The following is a 6,501-nucleotide window of genomic DNA, read 5'->3' as shown; positions in this document are numbered from 1 at the left end:
CCAGACCGCAAGGTGTTTTAACAAATCAAAAGGGGTTTTAATAACTGGCTTAAAGCTGAAAGCTTTCCGGAACCCCCAGCCTAGCTGGGGGTTTTCTGTGCACAAAAAAGCGCCATCTAACGATGGCGCGTCTGGAACTACTTTTTGTTAACGTCAAACATGGTGGCATCGGTCGCCATGTCATCAATAACTTGTTTAATATTTTCGAAAGCCATTGGCGTACTTTCGTTATTCAGGTCTTTACCTTCGCCCTGACGAACGACTTTGATAACCGGTTTATTAGTCGCTGCATCAATCAGCTCACCTTCAAAATAGAGGCGAGTATCCATGGTACGGTGGCCTGTAGCCATTTGCGTCCCCGCAACCACTAATGCAACAGGAACCACTTCATAGAATTGCAGCCCTTCTTTGCTGGTATCTACACCGGTAATGGCCCCACGGAAAATCAGACTATGCGGCCCAGCGGTGGTAACCAGTGGTTTACGCTGCGCTATCGCTTCTTTCATTTCGGTGTTGGTATAGTTCAAAATTTTATCCAGAACTTTCTGCCCTACCTGGGTAGAAGGTTTCGGTACCGGATAATAAGTGATTGGGTTCCAGACGATGCTGTCATATTTGCTTTGATCAAAACTTGGGTCTACCCAACGTAAAACAGGTTTACCTGTTGCCGAGGTTGTTTCTTTTAAATCAGAGTAATTGTTTAAAAAACCAGAATATTTATCTGGCTGGGTGATTTTAGAGGCACAACCAGACAGAGCCAACAAGCCGCATAAAGCTGCAACTTTCGCAAATGATGTGGTACGCATGAATAGTTTCCTGAGATGATTATATTACTTTCTAAGTTATAGCAAAAAGCGCCGCTTCGTGTTGTGGCAAAAAAAGTGTTGGTGAAAATAAATTTTTTAGCCCCTTTTCAGACGACATAGTCAATGCCGAAAAAGGGGCTAAGTCAATCATCAGTAGTTAAATTTCAGTAAGTTAAGCGGCTAAAAAACTTCGACTACTGTGATTAATTTCACATCCCTTCGATAAAAAATATGCTTACCGAAAAGAAGAACAGTAAACCATCTCAGCGTGGGGAATTTTCACGCGCTTTGTTCTTACCGGATCATTTTTTACGTGCCAGCATCGTGGCGAAACGCAGTTTAATACGATTACCGTTGGCGTCGGTGCGGTGCAGCTCGCCGACGTCTTCATTGTATTTCACCATCTCCCAGCCTTCGTAATATCGACGTAATTCCCCCTCTTTGAAGGCAAACGGGAAGCCGACGGTACATGGATAATCAGCGGTATCCATCGCCGCCACAATCAGGTTGTAACCGCCAGGTTTAGTGCAACGTTGCATATTGGCAATCAGCCCTGGGATGGTTTTAGCCTCAAGGAACATCAGCACCACAGTCGAAAGAATAAAATCGTACTGTCCATCAAATGTGAGGTTATTCAGATCAACGACCCGGGTGTGTAAATTATCCAGATTTTCAATGGACTTAATGCGCTCGACGTTGGCGATACTCATGGCATTTTTATCCCATGCGTCAACATCATAACCATTGGCTGCCAGGTAAAGACTGTTACGACCATTGCCACAGCCCAGATCCAGCGTTTTACCCGGTTTAACCACTTTCACCGCTTCCAGTACTTCAGAGTGTGTGCGGGTTAATTCATATTTATCAGTAAAATAGTTTTCGTCACGAATGATCATTCTTTGTCCTCTGCTTTCATTAAAACGGCGCGCTCGGTTCTGACTAACAATTTTCCCTGCATCAGAAGCGCAAAAGTACGGATGAGCAGTATTGCAATAATAAAATTGGTAAAGATAAACAGCGGCACCGCCAGCGTATGGAAAAATCCATTATCGCTGCCACTCCCCAGATGCAAACCGGTGGTTGCCAGTGCAGATACGCCGAACGAGAAACTCCAGAATGAAGCATTAAATGGCTGGGAGAGATACCATGGCATCAGACGTAGCATAAACAGCAGTTGCAGCAGTCCATAACCGAAAAGCATTTTCGCCAGCGTGTCACCCTCGCCGCCGTTGACGCTCAGCCAGGCACTACAGGCCACCAGCGCAGGAGCGAGCTGAATGCCGAGTGATGTCCGCAGCGCCGTGGGTAATTCTCCCGAACTGCGCAGACGCTGCAAGATCACCGGTTCAAGGCTTAGCCATGAGAAAACGCCTGCGCCTAAAAACACCAGACCGGCGTCGGTGTAGCCCAACGCACCACAGGCCATTGCGCTGATAAAGTTGTTGGCAACTGTCGGCAGATACAGTCCAGGCGTGGTAGCTTCTTCAGGGTGAGATCCGCGCCATAATCCCGCAGTTTGCCATGCGGCATAAGCCAGTTGCACCACGACACCAAAACTGAACAGGCACACCGCCAGTGGGCGAAACCACGGAACAAAACCAATCGCCACCAGCATCGTCGTTGCCGGAAACAAACTCACAAAACTGCTCAGCACTGGATGGCGCACTTCCGCCAGCACGCTATGCGGAAAGCGGATGAGTCGGGTAATAAATGCGCTAGTTAATAATCCCCAGATGATCATCGCCAGAATCACCAGCCCATCCCCTAACCAGTGGCTGACCTGCCAAACCTGGCTGGCATAGCGCCAGGCAAATCCCATCCCTATCGTCCCCAACACAATACCAAAGTAGCCTGCCGGCAAATTGAGCACTTTATCGCTCTGCATCTTCTTACTCATTTTGTTTAATTTATAAAGTATATTTGAAATGCATTTTATGGAATTTTCTCGAGCATAGCCAGAGCCGCAGAATTTGCTACGGTTATAGTAAGTCACCTGTGGGAAAACGCTATGCGCAAATATCGTCTAAGTGAAGAACAGCGAGCCTTTAGTTATCAGGAAGATGGCACTAAAAAAAGTGTGTTATTACGGCAGATTATCGCCATTAGCGATTTTAACGATGTGATAGCAGGAACCGCTGGCGGCTGGATCGATCGCGAAACGGTGTTAGCACAGGAAGGAAATTGCTGGATTTACGATCAGAATGCTATTGCGTTCGGCGGAACGGTGATTTCCGGTAATACGCGTATCACCGGCACCAGCGTTCTTTGGGGAGAGGTTTACGCAACGGATAACGTCTGGATCGATAATAGTGAAATCAGCCAGGATGCATATATAAGTGACAGCGTCACCATTCGTGACTCATTAGTTTGTGGTCAATGTAGAATATTTGGTCACGCCTTAATTGATCAACATTCTATGATCGTCGCCGCACAAGGCTTAACGCCCGACCATCAACTCCTGCTACAAATTTATGATCGCGCAAGGGTTAGCGCCTCGCGTATTGTTCACCAGGCACAAATTTATGGCGATGCCGTCGTCCGGTATGCTTTTATTGAACATCGCGCCGAAGTTTTTGATTTTGCCAGCGTTGAAGGTAATGAAGAGAACAACGTCTGGCTATGCGATTGCGCTAAAGTCTACGGTCACGCGCAGGTGAAAGCTGGCATAGAAGAAGATGCCATTCCGACGATTCATTACAGTTCGCAGGTGGCGGAATATGCCATTGTGGAAGGTAATTGTGTGTTAAAACATCATGTCTTGATTGGCGGAAATGCCGTGGTACGTGGCGGACCGATTCTGCTCGACGAGCACGTTGTAATACAAGGTGAGAGCCGTATTACAGGTGCGGTGATAATTGAAAAACATGTGGAGTTAACCGACCACGCCGTCGTTGAAGCCTTTGATGGCGACACGGTTCATGTCCGTGGTCCAAAAGTCATTAACGGCGAGGAGCGCATTACGCGAACGCCGCTGGCAGGGTTATTGTGAATCGATAATACGCGCGTATAAGTTCACATCATCATAGGCATCATTCAGGAACTCAGCCTGTTTCAGACAACCTTCAAGGATAAAACCATTGCGCAAGGCGACCTGGTTGCTTTGCACATTGTCCACCCGACATTTGATCACGAAGCGTCTAAGTTCACCAGACTGGGCGTAATGATGAATCAATGCCTGCAGCGCCTGAGAAATGATCCCCTGCCCCTGATGAGATTCGTCCAGCCAGTAGCCGATTTCAGCGGTTTTATTCAGTGGTTCAATACGATTAAACGAGATAACGCCGATAAGTTCATCTTCTTTGAAAATCATGAACATTTTGGCATATCCGCGTTGATGCAACATTACATTGCCCTGCACCGTTTTTCGCGTGTCCTCTTCACTTTGAACAAACTGCGGCCAGTTTAGCGACTGCTGTAACCAGGTTTTATTTTTACAGATTAACTGATAAAGAGGTGTGACGTGATTTTCTGCAACAGCATGTAATTCAAGTGATTCGCTTACTTTTATCGTTTCGGTCATCTTATCTCCAGTCAATCCATGCAGTTGTTAAAAAAGCCGCCTGGCTGGCGGCTTAGGAAAGTTTACACCTCTTTGACGCTCTCCTGCTGCAGGATTTTGAGCATCTCATCTTTTAACTGTAACTTTTGTTTTTTCATGCGGACCACTTCCGCATTATACCCTCGACCGTCGGAACCTTCCTTTCTGGCAATTTCATGATCAAGTTTATTGTGTTTATCGAACAAGGACATAAAGCGAGGATTTTCGTTTTTCAGACGGGATATTAAATCTCGATATTCTGGAAACATACGCACTCCCTGTTAGTGGCTGACAAGGTGTATCTGAAATACACACCATCAGATTACTCATTTAACTTAGGGAAAAATGCGAGCGGGATCGTGTTTAACCAGACGGCACCTCCCGAAGAAGGTGCCGAAGAAAAAACAATTAACTCATCACGCGGTCGTCAACATACTGACGTTTATCCGGCGCTGGCGGGAAATACTGATAGAGCCATGTTTCACTGATAGCGTCGCCCTGACAACGCAGATACATCCGCATATCGACCGGATCAGTGGAGTCCGAAGTCGGATACCAGTCAAACTGAATACGATAACCATCAATGGGTTCAATATAGAGAATTTCGATTTGCTTCGCTTCCCCACTGGAAAGCGTAATCACCGGCTCAATGCCTTTTGGTGCGGCAGCTTTCAGATCACCATCAACGAAATCGACGGCAAAACGACGCGCCCATTTTTCGGGATAGTGTTCACCTGGCGCCCAACCTTCCGGGAAACCACCCATGCCGGTACGCGTCGCCATAACGCGCGCTAATGGGCAATGAACAGGCGGTTGCGCACTCCAGTACAGACGATACTGGAATGCAAACTCATCACCCGCTTTTACAGCTTTTTCTGGCTGCCAGAAGCAGACAATGTTATCCAGCGTTTCGCCCGTTGTTGGGATTTCCATCAGGCCGATGGTGCCCTTACCCCACTTGTTACGCGGTTCCACCCACAGACTTGGGCGTTTGTTATACCAGCCCATAATGTCCTGATAATGAGAGAAATCACGATCCAGTTGCAATAGACCAAACCCTTTCGGGTTGTTGTCGGTGTAAGCATTGAACTGCAATTTTTGCGGATTATTCAGCGGACGGCAAATCCACTCGCCATTGCCCCGCCACATGGACAGACGATCTGAGTCATGGATTTGCGGATGAATGGTGTCGCACATCCGACGTTCATTAGTACCGCAGCTGAACATGCTGGTCATCGGCGCAATGCCCAGCTGTTTAATGTCTTTGCGCGCATACAGGTGATTTTCCACATCCATAATCACCTGACTTTTCTCACAATGGATAGTGAACTTATAGGCACCAGTAATGCTGGCGCTATCGAGCAACGCATAAACGGTAAAGGTGGTTGCCCCCGGTTTTACCGTATCAAACCAGAAGGCAGTAAAGTCGGGGAACTCTTCTTTACTGTCGGTGTAAGTGTCGATCGCCAGGCCGCGAGCCGATAGACCGTATTGATATGTATCATCAACCGCGCGGAAATAACTCGCGCCGAGGAATGATACGACATCACGGCGCGCCAGTTCGGGGGCTTTAAACACGCGAAAACCGGCAAAACCGAGATCGCTTTGCCCTTCTAATTGTTTGGTATCAACACCCGCATCGTTGTATTTGAACAACTCCGGGCGAAAGTGAATTTCACGCGCCAGATGTGTTGCGGGATCAACAGAAAACATACGAACGCGGCGACGGAATCCCATTCCCATATGGAAGAACTGAGCGTCCAGTTGACGGTTCTCAACGTTATGCCAGAGCGATTTTTCGGCGTCGTATTGAATACTGTTATAAGCCTGCGGCGTCATTGTCGCCAGCGTGTCAGGTAACGGACGAGGCGCACCACGCCACGCTGTTTGCGCTAAGTCGTGCGCCATTGACTGTAGAATGGAGAAGTCAAAACGTTGGGTTTGCCCGTCGGCAATATCAGAATCTGCCGCGAATGCCGCCTGAGAAAAAAGAGAAGCAATGCCGCTGGTACCGCACACGGCGGCCATAGCCATTGAACCTTTAATAAATCGTCTACGATCCATACCTGAAAGTGAGTCCTTCTGGTGTTGTGAATGGTCCCGCGCTGGTCGTTTTCAGCGGCAAGAAAGTGCTTATTTATGACCGCTCACTCTAGA

General features: G+C 47.7%; 7 protein-coding genes. 1 reads left to right on the top strand and 6 read right to left on the bottom strand.

The genetic code is table 11. The features are described 5' to 3' along the window. Window positions 1-137: 137 nt before the first annotated feature. The 3 genes from ACJHWK_RS19600 to tehA all read right to left on the bottom strand — a co-directional run bounded on the left by ACJHWK_RS19600 (window position 138) and on the right by tehA (window position 2,691). Window positions 138-806 carry a DUF3313 domain-containing protein gene (locus ACJHWK_RS19600; RefSeq protein ID WP_001261003.1) on the bottom strand — a complete coding sequence of 223 codons (669 nt, stop codon included), beginning with the start codon at window positions 804-806 and terminating at the stop codon, window positions 138-140. Between the two features lie 302 nt (window positions 807-1,108). Next, window positions 1,109-1,702: a tellurite resistance methyltransferase TehB gene (gene tehB / locus ACJHWK_RS19595; protein WP_000586719.1), complete on the bottom strand. Its 594-nt coding sequence runs from the start codon at window positions 1,700-1,702 to the stop codon at window positions 1,109-1,111. Further along, window positions 1,699-2,691, bottom strand: a complete 993-nt coding sequence (gene tehA / locus ACJHWK_RS19590; RefSeq protein ID WP_001296725.1) for a dicarboxylate transporter/tellurite-resistance protein TehA — start codon at window positions 2,689-2,691, stop codon at window positions 1,699-1,701. Before tehA ends, tehB begins: the two co-directional genes overlap by 4 nt. Before the next feature lie 123 nt (window positions 2,692-2,814). On the opposite strand from tehA, the gene ydcK reads away from it, so the two are divergent. After that, the gene (ydcK, locus tag ACJHWK_RS19585) at window positions 2,815-3,795 is read left to right on the top strand and encodes a YdcK family protein (RefSeq protein WP_001551086.1); all 981 of its coding nucleotides are present in this window, start codon (window positions 2,815-2,817) and stop codon (window positions 3,793-3,795) included. Here the strand turns inward: ydcK and rimL are convergent. The 3 genes from rimL to opgD all read right to left on the bottom strand — a co-directional run bounded on the left by rimL (window position 3,787) and on the right by opgD (window position 6,408). Next, window positions 3,787-4,326 carry a 50S ribosomal protein L7/L12-serine acetyltransferase gene (rimL, locus tag ACJHWK_RS19580; RefSeq protein ID WP_001523221.1) on the bottom strand — a complete coding sequence of 180 codons (540 nt, stop codon included), beginning with the start codon at window positions 4,324-4,326 and terminating at the stop codon, window positions 3,787-3,789. The genes ydcK and rimL overlap by 9 nt on opposite strands. Before the next feature lie 62 nt (window positions 4,327-4,388). Further along, window positions 4,389-4,613 carry a YdcH family protein gene (locus ACJHWK_RS19575; RefSeq protein WP_001296778.1) on the bottom strand — a complete coding sequence of 75 codons (225 nt, stop codon included), beginning with the start codon at window positions 4,611-4,613 and terminating at the stop codon, window positions 4,389-4,391. A 139-nt stretch (window positions 4,614-4,752) separates the two neighbouring features. Continuing rightward, window positions 4,753-6,408 carry a glucan biosynthesis protein OpgD gene (gene opgD / locus ACJHWK_RS19570; protein WP_048265110.1) on the bottom strand — a complete coding sequence of 552 codons (1,656 nt, stop codon included), beginning with the start codon at window positions 6,406-6,408 and terminating at the stop codon, window positions 4,753-4,755. Window positions 6,409-6,501 lie beyond the last annotated feature (93 nt).

Origin of the sequence: Escherichia sp. WS547, from assembly GCF_046486065.1 — a bacterium.
In the GTDB taxonomy this organism is placed as follows: Bacteria; Pseudomonadota; Gammaproteobacteria; order Enterobacterales; family Enterobacteriaceae; genus Escherichia; species Escherichia coli.
This window is presented reverse-complemented; position numbering and strand designations above follow the sequence as displayed.

Bases quoted from the DNA above. Each gene is read 5' to 3' on its own strand.
- ACJHWK_RS19600 (WP_001261003.1), bottom strand. From the start codon at position 806: ATGCGTACCACATCATTTGCGAAAGTTGCAGCTTTATGCGGCTTGTTG.
- tehB (WP_000586719.1), bottom strand. From the start codon at position 1,702: ATGATCATTCGTGACGAAAACTATTTTACTGATAAATATGAATTAACC.
- tehA (WP_001296725.1), bottom strand. From the start codon at position 2,691: ATGCAGAGCGATAAAGTGCTCAATTTGCCGGCAGGCTACTTTGGTATT.
- ydcK (WP_001551086.1), top strand. From the start codon at position 2,815: ATGCGCAAATATCGTCTAAGTGAAGAACAGCGAGCCTTTAGTTATCAG.
- rimL (WP_001523221.1), bottom strand. From the start codon at position 4,326: ATGACCGAAACGATAAAAGTAAGCGAATCACTTGAATTACATGCTGTT.
- ACJHWK_RS19575 (WP_001296778.1), bottom strand. From the start codon at position 4,613: ATGTTTCCAGAATATCGAGATTTAATATCCCGTCTGAAAAACGAAAAT.
- opgD (WP_048265110.1), bottom strand. From the start codon at position 6,408: ATGGATCGTAGACGATTTATTAAAGGTTCAATGGCTATGGCCGCCGTG.